This is a genomic window from Sphingomonas swuensis, from assembly GCF_039538045.1.
Taxonomy (GTDB): Bacteria; Pseudomonadota; Alphaproteobacteria; order Sphingomonadales; family Sphingomonadaceae; genus Sphingomicrobium; species Sphingomicrobium swuense.
This window is the reverse complement of sequence record NZ_BAABBQ010000001.1, coordinates 1,486,581-1,504,678: the sequence shown is the minus strand read 5'-3', so window position 1 is coordinate 1,504,678 and position 18,098 is coordinate 1,486,581. Positions and strand designations below refer to the sequence as shown.

Annotated in this window: 21 protein-coding genes; 8 read left to right on the top strand and 13 right to left on the bottom strand. The window is 68.2% G+C overall.

Annotated features, from left to right (window positions below):
- The first annotated feature begins 12 nt into the window (after window positions 1-12).
- On the top strand, window positions 13-1,143 hold the full coding sequence (locus ABD727_RS07480) for a site-specific DNA-methyltransferase (protein WP_344706760.1): 1,131 nt from the start codon (window positions 13-15) through the stop codon (window positions 1,141-1,143).
- Between the two features lie 20 nt (window positions 1,144-1,163).
- A complete protein-coding gene (folP, locus tag ABD727_RS07475) occupies window positions 1,164-2,234 on the top strand; it encodes a dihydropteroate synthase (RefSeq protein WP_344706759.1) in 1,071 nt (356 codons plus the stop codon).
- On the opposite strand, the gene ABD727_RS07470 is transcribed toward folP, so the two are convergent.
- Both ABD727_RS07470 and ABD727_RS07465 read right to left on the bottom strand, forming a co-directional pair.
- A complete protein-coding gene (locus ABD727_RS07470) occupies window positions 2,231-2,986 on the bottom strand; it encodes a phosphodiester glycosidase family protein (RefSeq protein WP_344706758.1) in 756 nt (251 codons plus the stop codon). The two genes, folP and ABD727_RS07470, sit on opposite strands and share 4 nt — an antisense overlap.
- 20 nt (window positions 2,987-3,006) lie before the next feature.
- Window positions 3,007-4,440, bottom strand: a complete 1,434-nt coding sequence (locus ABD727_RS07465; RefSeq protein ID WP_344706757.1) for a sigma-54-dependent transcriptional regulator — start codon at window positions 4,438-4,440, stop codon at window positions 3,007-3,009.
- 148 nt (window positions 4,441-4,588) lie between these two features.
- Here ABD727_RS07465 and ABD727_RS07460 point away from each other — a divergent pair, with 148 nt between their 5' ends.
- Genes ABD727_RS07460 through ABD727_RS07445 form a run of 4 tightly spaced genes read left to right on the top strand, consistent with a single transcriptional unit; the run spans window position 4,589 to window position 7,443 of the window.
- Window positions 4,589-4,738, top strand: coding sequence for a hypothetical protein (locus ABD727_RS07460; RefSeq protein WP_344706756.1), 150 nt, complete (start codon window positions 4,589-4,591; stop codon window positions 4,736-4,738).
- A 5-nt stretch (window positions 4,739-4,743) separates the two neighbouring features.
- Window positions 4,744-5,868, top strand: coding sequence for a Re/Si-specific NAD(P)(+) transhydrogenase subunit alpha (locus ABD727_RS07455; protein ID WP_344706755.1), 1,125 nt, complete (start codon window positions 4,744-4,746; stop codon window positions 5,866-5,868).
- Window positions 5,868-6,236, top strand: coding sequence for a PH domain-containing protein (locus tag ABD727_RS07450; RefSeq protein WP_344706754.1), 369 nt, complete (start codon window positions 5,868-5,870; stop codon window positions 6,234-6,236). The genes ABD727_RS07455 and ABD727_RS07450 overlap by 1 nt, the downstream gene beginning before the upstream one ends.
- 4 nt (window positions 6,237-6,240) lie before the next feature.
- Complete coding sequence (locus ABD727_RS07445; RefSeq protein ID WP_344706753.1) at window positions 6,241-7,443, top strand: FAD-dependent oxidoreductase; 1,203 nt, start codon at window positions 6,241-6,243, stop codon at window positions 7,441-7,443.
- Here the strand turns inward: ABD727_RS07445 and ABD727_RS07440 are convergent.
- Window positions 7,431-8,657 carry an NADP-dependent isocitrate dehydrogenase gene (locus tag ABD727_RS07440; RefSeq protein ID WP_344706752.1) on the bottom strand — a complete coding sequence of 409 codons (1,227 nt, stop codon included), beginning with the start codon at window positions 8,655-8,657 and terminating at the stop codon, window positions 7,431-7,433. The two genes, ABD727_RS07445 and ABD727_RS07440, sit on opposite strands and share 13 nt — an antisense overlap.
- A 91-nt stretch (window positions 8,658-8,748) precedes the next feature.
- On the opposite strand from ABD727_RS07440, the gene ABD727_RS07435 reads away from it, so the two are divergent.
- Together ABD727_RS07435 and ABD727_RS07430 are read left to right on the top strand one after the other, a co-directional pair.
- Window positions 8,749-9,474, top strand: coding sequence for a phosphatidylserine decarboxylase (locus ABD727_RS07435; protein WP_344706751.1), 726 nt, complete (start codon window positions 8,749-8,751; stop codon window positions 9,472-9,474).
- Window positions 9,471-10,271 (top strand): CDP-alcohol phosphatidyltransferase family protein, encoded by an 801-nt coding sequence (locus tag ABD727_RS07430; protein WP_344706750.1) that lies wholly within the window; start codon window positions 9,471-9,473, stop codon window positions 10,269-10,271. Before ABD727_RS07435 ends, ABD727_RS07430 begins: the two co-directional genes overlap by 4 nt.
- Here the strand turns inward: ABD727_RS07430 and ABD727_RS07425 are convergent.
- The 10 genes from ABD727_RS07425 to ABD727_RS07380 form a co-directional block, all read right to left on the bottom strand.
- The gene (locus ABD727_RS07425) at window positions 10,225-10,449 is read right to left on the bottom strand and encodes a hypothetical protein (RefSeq protein ID WP_344706749.1); all 225 of its coding nucleotides are present in this window, start codon (window positions 10,447-10,449) and stop codon (window positions 10,225-10,227) included. The two genes, ABD727_RS07430 and ABD727_RS07425, sit on opposite strands and share 47 nt — an antisense overlap.
- A gap of 128 nt (window positions 10,450-10,577) precedes the next feature.
- A complete protein-coding gene (gene hisIE / locus ABD727_RS07420; RefSeq protein ID WP_344706748.1) occupies window positions 10,578-11,192 on the bottom strand; it encodes a bifunctional phosphoribosyl-AMP cyclohydrolase/phosphoribosyl-ATP diphosphatase HisIE in 615 nt (204 codons plus the stop codon).
- On the bottom strand, window positions 11,189-11,956 hold the full coding sequence (gene hisF / locus ABD727_RS07415) for an imidazole glycerol phosphate synthase subunit HisF (RefSeq protein ID WP_344706747.1): 768 nt from the start codon (window positions 11,954-11,956) through the stop codon (window positions 11,189-11,191). Before hisF ends, hisIE begins: the two co-directional genes overlap by 4 nt.
- Window positions 11,943-12,659: a 1-(5-phosphoribosyl)-5-[(5-phosphoribosylamino)methylideneamino]imidazole-4-carboxamide isomerase gene (locus ABD727_RS07410; RefSeq protein WP_344706746.1), complete on the bottom strand. Its 717-nt coding sequence runs from the start codon at window positions 12,657-12,659 to the stop codon at window positions 11,943-11,945. The genes hisF and ABD727_RS07410 overlap by 14 nt, the downstream gene beginning before the upstream one ends.
- On the bottom strand, window positions 12,656-13,240 hold the full coding sequence (gene hisH / locus ABD727_RS07405; RefSeq protein ID WP_344706745.1) for an imidazole glycerol phosphate synthase subunit HisH: 585 nt from the start codon (window positions 13,238-13,240) through the stop codon (window positions 12,656-12,658). Before hisH ends, ABD727_RS07410 begins: the two co-directional genes overlap by 4 nt.
- Window positions 13,237-14,892: an imidazoleglycerol-phosphate dehydratase HisB gene (gene hisB, locus ABD727_RS07400; protein WP_344706743.1), complete on the bottom strand. Its 1,656-nt coding sequence runs from the start codon at window positions 14,890-14,892 to the stop codon at window positions 13,237-13,239. The genes hisH and hisB overlap by 4 nt, the downstream gene beginning before the upstream one ends.
- Entirely contained in the window at window positions 14,889-16,175 is a 1,287-nt protein-coding gene (gene hisD / locus ABD727_RS07395; protein WP_344706742.1) for a histidinol dehydrogenase, read from the bottom strand. Before hisD ends, hisB begins: the two co-directional genes overlap by 4 nt.
- Window positions 16,172-17,062 (bottom strand): ATP phosphoribosyltransferase, encoded by an 891-nt coding sequence (gene hisG, locus ABD727_RS07390; protein ID WP_344706741.1) that lies wholly within the window; start codon window positions 17,060-17,062, stop codon window positions 16,172-16,174. Before hisG ends, hisD begins: the two co-directional genes overlap by 4 nt.
- Entirely contained in the window at window positions 17,052-17,378 is a 327-nt protein-coding gene (locus tag ABD727_RS07385) for a YerC/YecD family TrpR-related protein (RefSeq protein ID WP_344706740.1), read from the bottom strand. Before ABD727_RS07385 ends, hisG begins: the two co-directional genes overlap by 11 nt.
- 55 nt (window positions 17,379-17,433) lie before the next feature.
- Window positions 17,434-17,916, bottom strand: coding sequence for an energy transducer TonB (locus tag ABD727_RS07380; protein WP_344706739.1), 483 nt, complete (start codon window positions 17,914-17,916; stop codon window positions 17,434-17,436).
- Window positions 17,917-18,098: the final 182 nt, after the last annotated feature.

Below are 18,098 nucleotides of genomic sequence, written 5' to 3'. Positions count from 1 at the left end.
ACACGTCACACCATGAACCTCGTTCTGCCCGTCCGGGAGGCCCCGGCACGCGCCCGCAAGATTGCGCCCGCCGCCGATCCGAGCGGCCGGATCATTGCCGGTGACTGCATCGAGGAGATGCGCAAGCTTCCGGCGAAGAGCATCGACCTCATCTTCGCCGATCCGCCCTACAATCTGCAGCTGGGCGGCGACCTCTTCCGGCCCGAGGGCGGACGGGTCGACGCGGTCGACGACGCCTGGGACCGGTTCGACAGCCTTGCCGCCTATGACCGCTTCACTCGCGCCTGGTTGACCGAGGCGCGGCGAGTGCTGAAGGACGACGGCGCGATCTGGGTGATCGGCAGCTACCACAACATCTACAAGGTCGGGGCGGCGCTGCAGGATCTCGACTACTGGATCCTCAACGACATCGTGTGGCGCAAGTCGAACCCGATGCCGAACTTCCGCGGCACCCGCTTCACCAATGCCCATGAGACCTTGCTGTGGTGCGCCAAGTCGCAGGACGCCAAATATACCTTCAACTACCAGGCGATGAAGGCGCTCAACGACGACCTCCAGATGCGTTCGGACTGGGTGCTTCCGATCTGCTCGGGTTCGGAGCGGCTGAAGGACGGACTCGGGCACAAGGCCCATCCGACGCAGAAGCCCGAGAGCCTGCTCTACCGGGTGCTGCTCGCCTGCACCAAGCCGGGCGATGTGGTCCTCGATCCCTTCTTCGGCACCGGCACCACCGGCGCGGTGGCCAAGCGCCTCGGGCGCCAGTGGATCGGGATCGAGCGCGAGCCTGCCTATCGCCAAGCCGCGGCCGAGCGGATCGCCGCGACGCTTCCGCTCGACGAGAGTGCGATGGAAACCATCCCCGACAAGCGCAGCCAGCCGCGGGTCGCCTTCGGACTTCTGGTCGAGAACGGGATGGTGCCAGCGGGTACCGTTTTAGTCGACGCAAAGCGCCGCTGGAAAGCCGCGGTTCGGGCCGACGGGTCGCTGTCGTGCGGCCCGCATGCGGGCTCGATCCACAAGGTCGGTGCCGGGCTCAACAAGGCGCCGAGCTGCAATGGCTGGACCTTCTGGCATGTCGAGAAGCGTGGCCGGCTGGTGCCGCTCGACGCGCTTCGCCAGGAGCATCTGGCGGGGCTGGCCTGACGCCCGGATAGAGAAGAAATATGACCTTCCGCACCATCATCCGACCGACCGGCTTCGTCGACGCGCCCTTCGGCCATGACGGCAAGGTGGCGCGGCTGGCGGGGACGATGCTGTGGTTCTCGGCGGTCGAGCTGCTGCGGGTCGGCAACGACGGTCGCGTGGCCGCCGAGCTGGTGCCCGTCGAGGGGCTGGAGAACAGGCTCGAGGATGACGCCATGGCGTCGTCCTGGGCGGCCATTACCGGGACGCGAGCCGCGCTGCAGCTCGGCGCCCGGACCATCCGGCTCGACCAGCCGCAGCTGATGGCGATCCTCAATGCGACTCCCGACAGCTTTTCCGACGGCGGGGTGAGCGCCACGCCCGACCAGGGTTTCGCAGCCGCCGAAGCGGGCGCGGCGATTGTCGATGTCGGCGGGGAGAGCACTCGGCCCCGCGCGACCACGGTGTGGGAAGGCGACGAGATCGAGCGGGTCGTGCCGCTGGTGCGCGCGCTTGCGGCGAGCGGCGCGGCAGTGTCGATCGACACCCGCAAGGCCGCGGTGATGGAAGCGGCGCTGGCGGCGGGCGCGACCATGGTCAACGACGTGTCGGCCCTGACCTGGGATGAGCGCTCGGCGGCGGTCGTCGCCAAGGCCGGAGTGCCGGTCTGCCTGATGCACCACCAGGGCAAGCCCGAGACAATGCAGCAGGCGCCTTCCTACCCGCGCGGAGCCCTGGTCGAAGTCTATCTGTGGCTTGAGGACCGGATCCAGGCGGCACTGGACGCGGGGATCGAGCGGGAGAAGATCCTGGTCGATCCGGGCATCGGCTTCGGCAAGACGGTGGCGCACAATCTCGAGCTTCTGAACGGGCTCGCGGCCTTCCATGGCCTTGGCTGCCCGCTGCTGGTGGGCGCCAGCCGCAAGCGGACGATCGGCGCGCTCCACGGCGAAGCTCCGGCAGACCGGAGGCTCGGCGGAAGCCTCACCCTGGCGCTGAAGGCAATCGACCAGGGCGCGCATCTTGTCCGCGCGCACGACGCCTACGAGACCGTCCAGGCCCTGCGCGTGTGGCGCGGCCTGCGCGACCAGGCGCTCACTCCGCGCCCCTAAGAGGCGAAGGCGACCAGCATCGGGCCGATGGCGGAGAGGCTGTCCATGCGCGCGTTCGCCGGATCCCACAGGCTGCTGACCGAGCCGTCGAGATAAAGCGCATTGCGGCAACCGAGCGGACCCGCGAACAGCCGGGCGAAGCGGCCGAAGCTGACCGGCGTGTCGCTGATCGCCACCACCGTGACGCCGGCACCGTCGACGCCGACGCCGTTACGGACATATTGCGAGCTCCCGTCGCGGGAGAAGCGCGGGTTCACCTTGCCGTCGATCACCAGCATCGGGCCGCTTTGCGTGGCGAAGCGAATTGAGGGGTTTGCCCGATAGGCGCCGGTGGTGACGACCTCGGCACGGCCGTCGGCGCGGACCAGGAACACACCGTTCGGCTGAAGGTGGAAGTTGCCGCCGCCATTGGTGCGCTTGTTCAATGGTTTGAGTTCCTTGCCCTCGGCAATGGCGAGACCGATCGGGCGACCGTCGTCGTCGAACATGCCGGCGTTGACCGCGAAGCGGACCTTTGCGGCGCGAGGCCCGAGAACATGCTCGAGCGCGGCGAAGCTCCGGTAGGGGCGGTTGTCCTTTCCCGCGACATGCACTTCGAGGCTTGCTGCCGGGTCGCGGCAGATGGTGAAGCGCTGGCCTTCGAACAGGAGCGAGCGGCAAGCGCCCTCGTCCGACACCGTTGTTGTCTCGGGCGCAGGATCGGGTCGCTTGCAGGCGGCGAGCAGCAGGACGAGGAGCAGGACCGACTTCATCGTCGTTCCAGATGCGCGGTTCAGGCGGCGGTGTCGATGCCGAGTTCGGCCAGCTTGCGATAGAGCGTCGAGCGACCGATGCCGAGCCGCCGGGCGACCTCGGTCATCTTGCCGCGGTAATGACCGATGGCGAGACGGATGAGGTCCGCCTCGACCTCCTGAAGGGGGCGCAAATGCCCGTCGGCGCGCCACAAGGTGATGCCGGGCCCGGACAAGGCGGCGGAGGTGGCGGCCTGGCCAATCTCGCCGGCCATGTCGCCGACCCGGTTGGTGAAGCGCGACTGCAGCGAGATGTGGGGGAAGTCGTCGGCGGTGAGCGCGCTTCCGCTGCACTGGAGCGCAGCGCGGAACATCACTCCGGAGAGCTGGCGGACGTTGCCCGGCCAGCCATAGCGCATCAGCACCGCCAGCGCGTCGTCGCCGATCGAGATCGGGCGAATTCCGGGCTGGCCGGTGTGGCGGGCGAGAAGATGGCGGGCAAGCGCGGGAATGTCGCCGCTCCGATCGCGCAGGGCCGGCACCGTGACGACGGTAGCGGAGAGCCGCTCGGCAAGCCCGGGGTCGAAGCTGTCGGGGAGGGCGGCAGAGGAAGTGGCGATGATCCGGACGTCGACGCTGTTCGAGCCGTTGCAGCCGACCGGGCGGACCTCGCCGGTGGCGAGCACCCGGTCGAGGGCGGCCTGCGTTGCGGCGGGAAGCGCGGCGACGTCGTCGAGCAGCAGGGTCCCGCCATCGGCCTCGACCAGCTTTCCGACCCGCTCGGCGAAGGCGCCCGGGAAGGCGCCGGCGACATGGCCGAACAGCTCGCTGTCGATGATGTTGGCGGCGACCGCCCGGCAGTCGATCACCAGGAAGGGACCGCGGGCGCGGGGCGAGGCGGCGTGCACCGCCCGGGCAATCGTCTCCTTGCCCGCGCCGGCTTCGCCGACGATCAGCAATGCGAGGCGGCTCCGCGCGGCCTTGGCGGCGACGGCGAGCGCGGCTCGGAAATCGGGAGCGGCGCCGATGAGTTCGTCGAGGCTGAGGACCGGAGCCATCTTCTCGGACAGGGGCGCGAGTTCGCCGGCGGCGCGGCGGCGGTCGGCATTGACCGCGAGCGCCTCGGTCAGCCGCTCGGGCGCGACCGGACGGACGAGGAAGTCGCTGGCGCCGGCGCGCATCGCTTCCACCGCCTGGCCGACCGACCCGCCCTCGGCGAGAACGATGATCGGGAGGCCGGGTCGATCCGCACGAAGCGCCCGGACCAGCGCCGCGCCCGACGCAGGATCCCAGCGGCCGATCAGGACCGCGCGGATCTCATGGCCATTGGGGCCCCCGAGCAGCTCCTGGGCGTCGGCGACCGAGGGGGCGCCGAGCGTGTTCCAGCCCGACCGCGCAGCGGTGGCCGCGACCAGCCGGCGATCGGCGGGTTCGGCATCGACCAGCAGCAGAAAGCGGATGGTATCGGCGCGCAACGGAATGAGCCTCCTCTGGAGCGCGACCTTAGCGCGGAAGGCGTAAAGAAAGGGTGAGTGGCCCGGTGTCGCTGTTGAAGGCGGGGCTTGGGGCTTGGCGAGGGAGCCGCTATGACGCGGCCAAAGAGACCAGAACGAGGGAGCACACATGGCCGCCGAACCGACCTCCAACGGGGAGTCCCCGGTCGACTTCAACAAGCACGCCAAGGACTACAGCCTGCTGATCATGATGCTGAAGTGGGGCGCGGTGACCGCGCTGATCCTCGGCTTCCTCGTCATGATCATCATCGCCGACTGATCGCCTTGAAGATCGCCATCCCCGCCGAGACCGCGCCGGGCGAGAGCCGGGTCGCAGCCATTCCGGAAACGGTGAAGAAGTTCACCGCTCTTGGCGGCGAGGTGGCGGTGGAGCGGGGAGCCGGTCTTTCCGCAGGGGTGAGCGACGAGGACTATGCCGCGGCCGGCGCAAGCGTCGGCGAGCGGGCCGCGGTGCTGGCCGGTGCCGAGTTGGTCCTGACCGTCAGCGGAATGGAGCCGGGCGAACTCGGCGCGGTGGCACCGGGCGCGCTTCTGGTCGGGATCCTCGATCCCTTCCGCCGCCGCGAGGCGATCAACGCCTATGGAGCCGCGGGCATCGAGGCGCTGGCGATGGAGTGGATGCCGCGCATCACCCGCGCGCAGTCGATGGACGTGCTGTCGAGCCAGTCGAACCTCGCCGGCTACAAGGCGGTAATCGACGGTGCCGCGGCTTACGGCCGGGCGTTCCCGATGATGATGACCGCGGCCGGCACGGTCAGCCCGGCGCGGGTGTTCGTCATGGGCGTCGGGGTGGCCGGCCTGCAGGCGATCGCCACCGCTCGGCGGCTGGGCGCTCAGGTCAGCGCGACCGACGTCCGCTCGGCCACCCGCGAGCAGATCCAGAGCCTCGGCGCCAAGGCGGTGTTCGTCGAAGGCGTGGCCGGGATCGAGGGCGAGGGGCAGGGCGGCTACGCCGGCGAGACTTCGGACGAGTATAAGAAGGCGCAGGCCGAACTGGTCTCGAGCCATCTCGCCAAGCAGGACATCGTCATCACCACCGCGCTAATTCCGGGCAAGCCCGCGCCGCGATTGATCAGCGACGCCCAGCTCAGCTCGATGCGCCCAGGCAGCGTGGTCGTCGATCTCGCTGCCGACGCGGGCGGCAATGTCGAAGGCTGCGTCGCCGGGGAGACGGTCGAGCGGCACGGCGTCAAGATCGTCGGCGCGACCAATCTCGCCCGAAGCCTGGCGGCCGATGCGAGCGCGCTCTACTCCCGCAACCTGTTCAACTTCCTCTCGGCCTTCTGGAACAAGGAGCAGGGCCGCCCGGTCCTCGCCGACGAGGACGAGATCGTGAAGGCGGTGCGCCTGACGCGCGGTGGTCAGGTGGTGAGCGAGCGGCTGGCCTGATGGGCCTGTTCGCGGCGACCGAGATCGACACCGACGAGGTTGCGCGGCGCTACCGGGCGCTGCTCCTCGACGGCGAGGAGGTGCTGATCGCCTTCAAGACGCTGCGCGATATCGCCTTCCTCACCGACCGGCGCCTGTGCCTGGTCAACATCCAGGGCTGGACCGGCAAGAAGATCGCGATCCAGTCGATCCCCTATCGAAGCATCGTCCGTTTCAGCCTCGAGACCGCAGGGACCTTCGACCTTGAGGCCGACATGGTCTTCTGGCTGTCGGGAGGCGCCACGCCGCTCGAGATCAAGATCGGCAGGGGAAGCAATCTCACCATGATCCAGCAGGTGCTGGCGCGGGGGGTGCTGGGAAGGGGGTAGGTCGATGGACCAACGCGATCTGATCGTGGTCGGCGGGGGGCCGGCAGGAGTGATGGCGGGCCTGCTGTTCGCGCGGGCCGGATGCCGGGTAACGGTCCTCGAGAAGCACGCCGACTTCTTCCGCGACTTCCGCGGCGACACGGTTCACCCCTCGACGATGGAGATCGTCGACCAGCTTGGCTGGCTCGAAGACTTTCTCGAGCGCCCGCATCATCGTCTTGTCCGCGCCGAACTGACCATTGCGGGCCGCGAATGGCTGGTGGGAGACCTCTCGAAGCTGCACACCCCCGCGCCGTTCATCGCGATGATGCCGCAATGGGAGTTCCTCGACTTCCTTCGCGACAAGGCGGAAACCTTTCCGGGATTTTCCCTGTGCATGGCGGCACCGGTGGCAGCCTTCCTCGACGATGGTGAGCGGATCGGCGGGGTCAGGCTCGAGGATGGAAGCGAGATCAGGGCGAGGCTGACGATCGCTGCCGACGGACGCTCGTCGCTGGTGCGCAAGCAGCGGATGCTTCCGGTCGAGGTGCTGGGGGCGCCGATGGACGTGCTGTGGTTCCGGGTCGCCAAGACGGGCGGCGGGAACGCGCTGCGGGGGCGCATCGAACAGGGACGGCTGCTCGCGATGATCGACCGCGGGGACTATTGGCAGTGCGCCTTCATCATTCCCAAGGGACGCGCCGAGGTGTTGAAGGCCGATGGGATCGAGGCGCTTCGCCGTGCCATCGCGCAAGCCGCGCCCGAACTCGACCTTGGCGAGCTGACCAGCACCGACGATCTCAAGCTGCTCAGCGTCGAGCTCGACCGGCTGACCTGCTGGCATCGCCCCGGTCTGCTTGCGATCGGTGATGCGGCACATGCGATGAGCCCGATCGGCGGCATCGGGATCAACCTTGCGATCCAGGATGCCGTCGCCGCCGCCAACCTGCTGGCTAGGTCCCTTGCGGAGCACCGCGACGTCGACGGCTTGCTCGGTGAGGTTCAGCGTCGCCGGATGCTGCCGACGCGGCTGGTGCAGGCGGGTCAGAAGAGGGTGCAGGACGAGGTGATCGGGCGCCTGCTTCAGCCCGGACCACCGCTCAGCGACGCGCCGTGGCTGATCAAGCTGCTCAACCGCGCGCCGCTGCTCCGCCGCATCCCGGGCCGACTGATCGGCCTCGGAGTGCGGCGGGAGCGGGTGGAAAGCCCGGACGCTTACGCGGCCTGAGTGCCGCCCATAGCCTTGTCGAGGTTCTGGACGACTGCCTCGAAGAACTGCTCGGTGGTCATCCACGGCTGATCCGGGCCGACGAGGATCGCGAGATCCTTGGTCATCTTGCCCGATTCCACCGTCTCGACGCAGATCCGCTCGAGGGTCTCGGCGAACTGGACGACCTCGGGGGTCTCGTCGATCCGGCCGCGGAACTTGAGGCCGCCGGTCCAGGCGAAGATCGAGGCGATCGGGTTGGTCGAGGTCGCCTTGCCCGCCTGGTGCATGCGATAGTGGCGCGTGACGGTGCCGTGCGCCGCCTCGGCCTCGACGGTCTGGCCGTCGGGGGTCATGAGGACGCTGGTCATGAGGCCAAGGCTGCCGAAGCCCTGCGCGACCTGGTCCGACTGGACGTCGCCGTCGTAATTCTTGCAGGCCCAGACGAACTTGCCGCTCCACTTCAGGGCCGAGGCGACCATGTCGTCGATGAGCCGGTGCTGATATTCGATCCCGGCCTCGGCGAACTTGTCCTTGAAGTCGGCCTCGTAGATCTCCTGGAAGATGTCCTTGAAGCGACCGTCATAGGCCTTGAGGATGGTGTTCTTGGTGCTGAGATAGACCGGCCACTTGCGCTGCAGGCCGTAGTTCAGACAGGCACGGGCGAAGTCGCGGATGCTCTCGTCGACATTGTACATGCCCATGGCGACGCCCGAGCTTTCGAACTCGAACACCTCATGCTCGATGACCTGGCCGTCCTCGCCGGTGAAGGTCATCTTGAGCTTGCCCGGGCCGGGAACGCGGAAGTCGGTCGCCTTATACTGGTCGCCGAAGGCATGACGGCCGACGACGATCGGGTCGGTCCAACCCGGGATGAGCCGGGGGACGTTGGCGATGACGATCGGCTCGCGGAAGACGACGCCTCCGAGAATGTTGCGGATGGTGCCGTTGGGGCTTTTCCACATCTTCTTGAGGCCGAACTCCTCGACGCGCTGCTCGTCGGGGGTGATGGTCGCGCACTTCACGCCGACGCCATATTGCTTGATCGCATTGGCGCTCTCGACGGTGACCTTGTCGTCGGTCGCATCGCGGTTCTCGATCGACAGGTCGTAATATTTGAGGTCGACATCGAGGTAGGGCAGGATCAGCCGCTCGCGGATCCACTGCCAGATGATGCGGGTCATCTCGTCGCCGTCGAGTTCGACGACCGGGTTCTTCACCTTGATCTTCGCCATGGTCCTGCCTGTGTCTTTGGAAAGTCCGGGTGGCGGTTAGCGGCGGGGGCGGGCTCTGGCAACGGCGCGCTGGGCCCGCTAGGGGTCGGGCATGGCGCATATCGACAATCCCGACAGCCAACTTACCGCGGTCAAGTGGCGCTTTCCCTCGGTGCACCCCGAGGGTCGCAAATATGTCGTGATCGCGGCGTTCCTCACGCTTCTGCTGTTCTGGGTATGGGATCTGCTCGGCTGGCTGATGGTCGGCGCGAGCATCTGGGTCGCGGCCTTCTTCCGCGATCCGGTGCGGACCACGCCGACCGATCCCAAGCTGGTAGTCTCGCCCGCCGACGGGCTGGTGACGATGATCGCCCGGGTGCCCGCGCCGCCCGAGCTTCGCGCCGAGCTGGGCGAGGGCGAGTTCACCCGCGTCTCGATCTTCATGAGCGTGTTCGATGTCCACATCAATCGCACTCCGATTGCCGGGACCGTCCGCCGCATCGCCTATATTCCGGGCAAGTTCCTCAATGCGGACCTCGACAAGGCGAGCGAGGACAATGAGCGGCAGCATTTCGTGGTTGAGAATGACGCCGGGGTGAAGATCGGCTTCACCCAGATCGCCGGTCTCGTGGCACGGCGGATCCTCAGCTTCGTCAAGGAGGGCGACCGGGTCGGCACTGGCGAGCGGGTCGGGCTCATCCGCTTCGGCAGCCGGGTCGACGTATTTCTTCCCGCCGGCACCGGCTCGCGGCTGCTTCTCGGCCAGCGGGCGATCGCGGGCGAGACGATCCTAGCCGAGCTCGGCAACGATCCGCTGCTGCGGGGTTCGAGCCAGTGAGCGGGACGGCACCGCCGACAAGGTCGGGACTGCCGCTTCGCGCAGTGCTGCCCAATGCCATCACCATGGCCGCCCTTTGCCTCGGCCTCACCGCCGTTCGTTTCGCTTTCGCCGATCAGTGGGCGAGCGCGATCGCGATGGTGGTGATCGCGGGCGTGCTCGACGGGTTCGACGGGCGGATTGCCCGATTACTCAAGGCGCAGAGCAAGTTCGGAGCGGAGCTCGACAGCCTGGCCGACAACATCAGCTTCGGCACCGTTCCGGCGCTCATCCTGTTCGCCTGGGTGACCGAGGGGCAGGGTCTGTCGAAGTCGATCAACAATGCGACCTGGATGGCGGCGCTGGCGCTTGCCGCCTGTTGCGCGCTTCGCCTTGCCCGCTTCAATAGCCGGATCGATACCGTCTGGCAGCCGCACAAGTCGGCGGGGTTCAACACCGGCGTTCCCGCGCCCGCCGGGGCAGGGCTCGCCTTCCTTCCGATCTACCTATGGCTGGTAGCCGAGAACGACTGGTTCCGCAGCTGGCTGGTGGTGCTGCCCTGGACCCTGTTCATCGCGCTGCTGATGATCTCGGCGCTGCCGACTTACAGCTGGGTCAGCATTCGCATCCGCCGCTCGACCCGGCTGTTCGCACTGGTGCTGATGGCGCTGCTCGTGGCGGCACTGGTGATCGAGCCATGGATCACGCTGGCCGCGATCAGCCTCGTCTATCTCGCCACCATCCCGTTCGGGCTGGCGAGCTATGGACGGGTCAGGCGGCGGCGCGCAGCTGAGGGCGTGCCGTCAGCGGCCGGCTGACCGGGCGCGACACCATCCGGACCCGGACCGGGCGGGTGACCATCACCGGTTCGGCAAGGAAGCTCTGACCCTCGAGGGCCGCGGCGATCTTGCGCCAGTTGAGGCCGATCGTCTCGGCGAGGACAGACATGGCGACAGCCAGGACAGCAGTGAATGCGAGGGCGGCGAGGAGCGTCATTGCGCGTTCTTCCCTTGTTCTTAAGGTCCGCAACGGCACCCGATTCATTTCGTTCCGGAACGGATCGGAAAACCGTGCTTATTCGCCGATGTTCTACTTCCGTTCCGCCGCTGTCAAGCGTCTTGTTCTTATCCCGTTCTCATTTGCTCGTGGCGCTCGCGTAAACGGTCGATCACCGACGACAGCGGAATTTCGCGGCTTCGCAGGACGACAAGAAGGTGGAACAGCAGGTCGGCGGCTTCCTCGGCGACGCCATCGGTATCCCGACTGACGGCCGCGAGAGCGACCTCGACCCCTTCCTCGCCTACCTTCTGGGCGGCCTTGCCGGGATCGGCGAGCAGGCGCGCGGTGTAGCTCTCCGTGGCAGGCGCAGCAGCGCGGTCGGCCACGATCCGCTCAAGTGTGCCAAGCCAGGAGGCTCCTTCCTCGGCGACGGCAAAGCAGCTGGCGGTGCCAAGATGACAGGTCGGTCCGGCGGGATCGGCTCGCACCAGCAATGCGTCGCTGTCGCAGTCGGTCCGGAGGTCAACCAGGCGCAGCACATTGCCGCTGGTCTCGCCTTTCCGCCACAGTCGCTGCTTCGAACGGCTGAAGAAGGTCACCTGTCCGCTGTCCAGCGTTTCAGCGAGCGCGGCCCGGTCCATGTAGCCGAGCATCAGCACGACCCCGGTCGCGGCATCCTGGACGACGGCGGGGAGGAGCCCCTCCATCTTGTCCCAGGCGAGACTGTCCACGTCGATCATCGCCTTACCTCCACGCCTTGTCCTGCGAGCCATGCCTTAAGTTCCGGAATGGCGATCAGCCGGTCGTGGAAGACGGAGGCGGCCAGTGCGCCGCTTGCACCGGCCACGAAGGCGTCGCGAAAATGCTCGGGAGCGCCGGCGCCGCCGCTGACAATGAGTGGAACGTCGACCGCCGTCATGACGTCACGGGCGTGCGCGAGGTCGTAGCCTTGCCGGACGCCGTCCTGCGCCATCGCGTTCAAGACGATCTCGCCAGCGCCGCGATCGGTCGCCTCACGCGCCCAGTCCTTCGCCTCGCGCCCGCTGTCGCGGGTCGCGTCGGGTGAGCCGGTATATTGCTTGACGAGGTAGCGGCCGTCCGGCGCGGCGAAGCTGTCGATCCCGACCACCACGCACTGGCTGCCGAAGTCCCGAGCGAGCTCGGTGATGAGCTCCGGCCGCTCCAGTGCCGGGGAGTTGACCGAGACCTTGTCGGCGCCCGCCTCGAGCACGGCGGCGGCGGTCGCCTGATCGCGGATCCCACCGGCGACGCAGAAGGGAATGTCGATGACATCGGCGACCCGCCGCACCCAGGAAAGTTCGAGGCTGCGCTGTTCGGCACTCGCCTTGATTTCGTAGAAGACGAGTTCGTCGGCGCCTTCCTCGGCGTAGCGGAGGGCGTGCTCGACGATGTCGCCGATGTCGCGATGGTCGCGGAAGCGGACACCCTTGACCACCCGGCCATTGGCGACGTCGAGGCAGGGGATGATCCTAGCGGCAGGCACGGATCGCCTCCGCAAGCAGCAGCCGGCCTTCCCACATCGCCCGGCCGAGGATGGCGCCGGCGGTGGTCAATTGCGCGAGATCACCGAGCGACGTCACTCCGCCACTCGCCTGGATGGCGAGGTGCGGGAGGCGGGTGACCGCCTCGGCGAGCAGCGCCTGGTTGGGCCCCTCGAGCATGCCGTCGCGGCCGATGTCGGTCAGCAGCAGGTGACGCGCCTCAGGGTAGCGGCTCGCCACGTCCCACAGCGATAGGCCGCTGTCTTCCTGCCAGCCGTGTGTCGCGACCATCGGCGTATCGCCCGCCATTCGGACGTCGAGGCTGAGGGTTATGCGTTCGGGGCCGAAGCGATCGAATAACCCGAGGGTCGCGGCGGGGTCGCGGACCGCGAGGCTTCCCACCACGACCCGCGCCGCGCCTGCTTCGAGCAGGGTCGCGACATGGTCGGCGGTGCGGACTCCGCCCGCGACCTGCAGCTTGAGCGGGGAGGACGCCGCCAGTTCGGCGAGGAGCCTGTGCTGGGCCGGGGCGCCGGCCTTGGCGCCATCGAGATCGACCACATGCGCCCACTCGGCACCGTCCGCGGCGAAATCCCGAAGCGCAGTGGCGGGCGTGGCGTCATAATAAGTGACATCGTCGAAGCGGCCCTGGCGGAGGCGGACGATGCGGCCTCCGATGAGGTCCATGGCGGGATAGAGGATCATGAGTCGAGCCAAGCCTTGAGGAAGCGCCGCCCTGCTGGGCCCGAGCGCTCGGGATGGAATTGCGCGCCGGTCCAGTTGCCGGCGCGAACGAGCGCGGGAATCGCGCGGCCATGGAAGGCACGCGCGATGGTCGCGCTCCCGTCCTCGGCGGCATAGCTGTGCGCAAAATAGACATAATCGCCGTTGTTTAGCCCGGCATCTTCAGTCTCGAGCGCAAGCGAACTCCAGCCCATGTGCGGGACGGTAATGCCGGGACCGGGCAAGAGCTTGCGAACCTCGCCGGGGACGAGGCCGAGCATCGGAACGTCGCCCTCTTCGCTGCGCTCGAACAGCAGGTGCATGCCAAGGCAGATACCAAGTGCCGGGCGGGGGAAGGCGCGCAGCGTGCCGACGAGGCCGAGTGCTTCGATCCGCTGCATCGCGAAGCCTGCGGCCCCGACCCCCGGGAGCAGCAGACGCTCGGCGTCGGCGAGCCGGGCAGGGTCATGGCTGCGCGACGGCTCGGCGCCGGCGCGGCGAAGTGCGGTCTCGATCGAGCCGATGTTGCCGTAGCCGAGATCGACGATGGTGACGCGGCTCACAGCATTCCCTTGGTGCTTGGAAGCACGTCGCCTTTCCCTTCGATCGCAAGGGCTTGGCGCAAGGCCCTGCCAAAGCATTTGAAGCAGGCCTCGACCTTGTGATGGTCATTGTCGCCGTCGACGGTGACGTGGATCGCGGCGCCGAGGCTGTCGGCGAGGCTGCGGAAGACATGCGGCGTCATCTCGGTCGGATAGTCGCCGATGTGGCTCGCCTCGAACTGCCCGTCGAACCTGGCATAGGGCCGGCCCGAGAGGTCGATCAGCACCTGTGCCTGAGTCTCGTCCATCGGCAAGGCGAAGCCGAAGCGGCCGATGCCCCGCTTGTCGCCGAGCGCCTGGCGCAAACCCTGGCCGAGCGCGATGGCGACATCCTCGATGCTGTGGTGCGGATCGATCTCGAGGTCACCTTCGCAACTGAGGATCAGGCTGAACCCGCCATGCGCCGCGACCTGGTCGAGCATGTGATCGTAATAGGGAATGCCGGTGTCGATCTGCCGCGGCTCGGCCCGGTCGAGGTCGAGCGCCAGGGCGATCCGTGTCTCCTTGGTGTCGCGGGCAATCTCGGCTCGGCGCGGCTTGGCTCGCTCGACCGGCACTCCAAAGGCGGCGAGCGCAGAGTCATTCTCCGCGGCGGTGCCGATGGTCAGCCGAATTCCGCCCGGTGCCGCCTGCGGGCGGTAACGGACACGGACTCCGGCGGCCGCAAGCCTTGCGGCAAGCGCGGCCGTGTCCGCGGTCTCGAGGAAGAGGAAGTTGCCCGCGCTCGGATAGACGCGGGCGACGAAGGGCGAGCGGGCGATGAGCGGGGCAATCCGTTCGCGCTCGGCGAGGAGTTCGTCGATCCGCCGCCGGTGAATGGCGCGGCGGGCCGGCTGCAGCGCCTCGAGCGCCGCCGCGATCGACAGCGTCGGAAGCGGATAGGGCGGCATGGCGCGGGCGATCACTTCGAGGGTCTCGGCCGGTCCAACCAGCCCGCCGACCCGGGCGCCCGCCAGCGCGAAGGCCTTGGACAACGTCTTGAGCACCAGGAGATTGTCGCGGGCGACGGCTTCGGCGGCGAGGCTCGGCGTCTTGCTGAACTCGAGATAGGCCTCGTCGGCGAGGATCATGACATGAGGAAGGGCATCGGCGATTCGCAGGATCGCCTGCGGGTCGACCGGAGTGCCGGTCGGATTGTTGGGCGTGCACAGGAACAGCAGGCGGACCGAAGGATCGCCGCCCACCGCCTCGATCACGCGGGCCTCTTCGAGGTCGAAGTCCTGTCTGAGCGGAATGTCGAGGACGCCAGCGCCCTGCAGCGCCGCGAAGTGCGCATAGGCGGAGAAGCTCGGGCTGGTCACCGCGACCTTGTCCTCGCCGCCGCGCAGGAAGGTGCGGCAGAGGAGGTCGATCGCATCGTCGCCGCCGCGGGTGACGAGGAACTGGCCCGCTTCCACGCCGTAGAGCGCCGCCATGGCGGCACGCAGGCGAGCCGGCTGGGGCTCGGGATAACGGTTCACGCCGACAGCGACGCTGCCGCCCGAGAGGGGCCCGAAGGGGCTCTCGTTGGCATCGAGGCGGATCGCGTCGGGGTCGACTGCTCGGTCGCCGAGATCGAACGGGGCGAGGGCGAGGATCTCTGGCCGGGCGAGGCGCTGGGCTAGGCTGGTCATGCCGCGGCCCTCGCATCCGCCGCGCGGGCATGGGCTTCGAGCGATTCAAGACGCGCAAGCGCGGCAGCCGGGGCTGCGAGGGTACGGGCCGCCTCTGCCGAGACACGCTGGATTCCGATTGCCTTCATGAAGCTCTGGGTGGTGATGCCGCTCCAGGCGCGGGCCGCGCCGTCGGTCGGCAGGACGTGGCTCGACCCTGCGAGATAGTCGCCGAAGGTCTCGGCTGCGGCATGGCCGGCGAAGATCGCACCGGCATTGCGGATCTGGCCGATCAGCGGCTCGGGGTCGGCGAGCGCGAGGCAGAGATGCTCGGGGGCATAGGCGTTGGCGATCGCGGCGGCCTCGGCGAGGTCGACGGCGACCAGGCTGTGCCCCGAGGCGAGCGCCTGCTCGGCCTGCGCGCGGCGAGGGAGCGTGGCGAGTTGCCGGTCGACTTCGATGGCCACGGCGGCGGCCAGTGCATCGTCGGTAGTCACCAGCAGGACCTGCGCGCTGACGTCATGCTCGGCCTGGCTGAGGAGGTCGGCGGCGACCCGCGCGGGCGACGCGCTTGAATCGGCGATGACCATCAGCTCCGACGGCCCGGCGGGCATGTCGATCGCAGGACCGCCGGGGAGGGCGCTCGCCTGGCCCTTGGCCTCCGCGACCCAGGCGTTGCCCGGTCCGCAGATCTTGGGACAGGCGGGAATGTCGCCGGCGCCGAAGGCCAGCGCCGCGATTCCCTGCGCGCCGCCGACAGTCCAGATGGAGTCGATCCCGCACAATTCGGCGGCAAGCGCGATGGCGGGATTGAGGCCGTTCGCGGCTGGCGGGGTGACGACGATGATCTCCTCGACCCCGGCGGCGCGGGCTGGCAGTGCCAGCATCAGGAGCGTCGAGAAAAGCGGTGTGGCGCCGCCCGGGACATAGAGGCCGACCCGGTCGAGCGGGCGCCACGCCTTCTCGACGAGGAGGCCGGGCATTGTTTCAAGGCGAACGTCGGCGGGACGGCTGGCTTCGTGAAAGGCGCGGATGTTGCGCGCGGCAAGTTCCATCGCAGCGACAGTGTCGGCGGGAAGCGAGCGGCGGGCCTCGGCGGCGAGCGGCGCGATCGCGACCTTCGCAGGGACGGCGCCATCGATGCGCGCGGCAATGGCACAGAGTGCGTCCCAGCCGCCGTCGCGGACGTCCGCAAGGATGGCGGCGACGCCCTCCACCAGCTCGGGCGCGCGGCGGGCGGCAGGCCTCGCGAGGGCAGCGGAGCGCTCTGTCGCGGAAAGGGTGGACCAGGTCAGCGTCTTCACAGCATCATCTTCTCGATCGGAAGGACCAGCACGGCCGAGGCGCCGGCGCCCTTCAGTTGCTCCAGCGTCTCCCAGAAGACCGACTCCTGGCAGACGGCGTGGACCGCGAAATGGCCGGGACGTCCGTGAAGCGGGATGATGGTCGGGGCCTCGGCGCCGGGAAGGATGCGGGTGATGGCCGGAAGTGCCTCGGACGGCGCGTTGAGGAGGATGTATTTGGCGTCCTTGGTCTGGAGGACGCCCTCGACCCGGCTGAGCAATGCCTCGCCCTGGACGCGCTTCGGCTCACTGAGGTCGCGGGTGGTGCGGACCAGCACCGCCTCGCTGTCGAACACGTCGGCGACCGGGCGCAGGCCGTTGGCTTCAAGCGTCGCACCGGTCGACACGAGGTCGCAGATGAAGGGCGCGATGCGGAGGCGCGGGGCGAGCTCGACCGCGCCGTTCATCTTCACCACGCTGGCGCGGACGCCCTGCTCGGCCAGCCAACGGGTGACGATCGCAGGGTAGGATGTCGCGATCCGCTGCCCTTCGAGAGTCGAGGAACCCTCCCAAACGGTGGCCTCGGGCGCGGCGAGCTTGAGCGAGCAGCGGGCTTGTCCCAGCGGTGCGACAACCTCGATCGCCGGCTCGGAGGACGAAAGGCGGAATTCTTCCAGCACATTGCCGCCGACGATCCCGAACTCGCAGACACCGTCGGCGACGAAGGTCGGAATGTCGTCGTCGCGGACGAACATGATGTCGGCGGGGAAGTTTTCGACCCTTGCGGTCAGCGCGTTGCGGCCGTTCTGCAGGCGCAGGCCGGCGTCCTTCAGAAGCTGTCGGCTGACATCGGACAGGCGCCCGCTCTTCTGGATGGCGATGTGGAGGCGGTCGGCGTCAACCAGCATTTGTCTTGTCCTTGGAAAGCTGATCGATGGCGGCGCGATAGCCCTGGTGCGGTTCCTGACGGAGGAAGCGCGCGACGCGGACGATGGTGGTGGTCGAGACGCCGGTCGCATCGTGGATGTCGCGGTAGGAGAGGTCGGTGCCGTCGAGCAGCCGGGCGACGTGCCAGCGCTCGGCGAGGGTGCGCACCTCGGCGGGGGTGCACAGGTCGTTCAGCAGCCGCAGCATCTCGGCGGCGGAGCCAGGAGTGAGGAGTGCCTCGGCGAGATCCTCGGCAAGCGCCTTGCCGTCGCTGGTTGGGGTGGGAGAGTTGGTCACTTGTTCCATCGTGCTAATACGCTGGAACGGCAGCTAGGGTCCGGGACCGCGACTGTCAACCGTCCGGAAGAGCCCAGCGAATGCGTCCGCGGACTGTATCCGGAACGGGATTTCCGGCTGGATCGGTGGCGGGCCGGAAGCGCGCACGTTCTTGCAGGATCCGGCAGGTCGTGCTGTCGAGCGTGGCGGAACCGCTGCTTGACGCGATCCGGCAGTCCTCGACCCGACCCTTAGGCGAGACCGTTAGCTCGAAGGTTGTGGTGCCCTGCTCGTCGTTGCGGATCGCTGAGTCCGGATAGTCGTTGTCGGCGAAGTAGGCGGCGAGGTTGGCGGTGGCGCGAGCGGGCTCGGGACGTCCCGTCACCGGGGGCGACGCGACCGGAGAAGAAGAGTCGGTCTCCGGCTCGGGCGGGCCGAGCTGCTGGCTTCCCCAGAAGATCAGTCCGCCGACAGCGGTGATGACCAGGGCAGGGACGAGGCCATTGCCGCCACCCTGCTGGATGGGAGAGCGCGGATCGGTCGGAGGACGCGTGGACATGGCCGCCATGAGAGCAAAGCGGCGCCTGGCTGTCGAGCGGCCCTGGACAGGCAAACGCCCGGGCCACTTTCGCGACCCGGGCGTCCTGCGTGACGATTGCTCGTCAGCCCCCTTGGACCTTTCGCGGCGCTTGTCGCACCGCGGCTTGGAGTGGCTTTGCTGCCGCCTTTTCGGAAGCTTGT